Raw genomic sequence first — 1,436 nt, 5'->3', positions numbered from 1 at the left:
TCCTATGAAAAGCACTAGCCTAGTTCTCCAAAGTTAATATTTATTTTTTTATTATCTCATAATGATGATTCTGTGGTGTTGGAATGTTGATAATTCCGATAGGATTATCAATACTTCAATACCTTATAACTTGCTCCGCATCCTATATGTGATCAACTCTTTTGGGTCGTCACCAGCATCTGTATGATTATAAGTTATAATAAGTCCAGCCACTTGCTATAAAAATGTGATCTTCAATTCAATACTGAAGTCACCCACGTTGTTTTGTGATATGGACTTTTAATACTTCTTTGTGAGCTTTGTTATTGGTTTATATACTATTCTATAACTCCTATCTCATAAGGAGTCTCTGTTTTTATAACTGCTAAAGTTCTGCTAAGTAACTTACGGGCTATTTTAATAATTATCTTTTTGGTGTCCTTGCCATAATGCTTTCGATAATAAGCCTGCATCACCGGATCCGTTCGAATGGCTTGCCATGAAGCTTCTACAAAATATGAACGTATGAGTCGATGTGCTCGTGGGGTGATACCCATCGTTTTACTATTAGCTCCACTCTGATAAACTCCTGGAGCCAGCCCCACATAACCCGCCAAGTGTTTTATGCTAGTAAACCTGCGTAAATCTCCTAACTCACTAATAATTCCACAGGCTACAATGCCCCCAATACCGGGTATGCTTCTAAGTAAATAATAATCTTTCTTAAAATGTTTACGACAATAGGCTCTTAACTGATTACTAACTAAACGTAAATCTTCATCTACAAACCGAAAATAACGCATACGACTATCTAAACTTGCTTTAGCTATAGGATACTGAAAAACCATATCATCTAACCAGCCTCGAAAACCATGACTCCAATGGTCATTATCGTATGGTTCTGGTACTTTTATTCCAAAGTAGAGCAACTGCATTTTTATGTAACTTTTGATACGTCTAAAATCTTTAACTAAATCATTACGCCTGCGAAACAAACTTCGTAAGGCTTCGCGATGTAAATCAGGAACATAAATACTACTTAATCGACCATCTTTAAGCTCTCTACTAATCAACTGCGCATCTATACGATCAGTCTTTGTAAAACGTTCTTTTCCCTTACGATGGATATCGGCAGGGTTAACAACTAAAGAACGCCATCCATAACTCTCAAAACAACGATGTGCATAATACCCACAACAACCTGCCTCATAAGCCGTACTAACATCATATTCCGGAAAATGCTTATCAACATAAGCTTTTAATTGCAATGGTTCTGGAGGCATACTAAAACTCTTACCGGAAAATAGATCTGTTGAACAATGAACTTTCCAACTTCGCTTGTGTATGTCAATTCCTATATATAAATTTGGTAAGGCAGTAATTTGAGTGTTCATATCTTTTATTGTTTTGATGAACTTTAAAGATACTCGACTTACTGCTTTTTCATGGATGCTATA

The 1,436-nt window shown here is 36.0% G+C and carries 1 protein-coding gene; it reads right to left on the bottom strand.

Annotation, left to right across the window (positions count from 1 at the left end; all coding sequences use genetic code 11):
• Nucleotides 1–317 precede the first annotated feature (317 nt).
• Nucleotides 318–1,373, bottom strand: a complete 1,056-nt coding sequence (locus tag LCI24_RS16870; RefSeq protein WP_369918400.1) for an IS110 family RNA-guided transposase — start codon at nucleotides 1,371–1,373, stop codon at nucleotides 318–320.
• Nucleotides 1,374–1,436: the final 63 nt, after the last annotated feature.

It is taken from the genome of Tenacibaculum larymnensis (assembly GCF_028829235.1).
Classification (GTDB): Bacteria; Bacteroidota; Bacteroidia; order Flavobacteriales; family Flavobacteriaceae; genus Polaribacter; species Polaribacter larymnensis.
This window is presented reverse-complemented; position numbering and strand designations above follow the sequence as displayed.

Coding starts and splice junctions, on each gene's coding strand:
- LCI24_RS16870 (WP_369918400.1), bottom strand. CDS start 1,373: ATGAACACTCAAATTACTGCCTTACCAAATTTATATATAGGAATTGAC.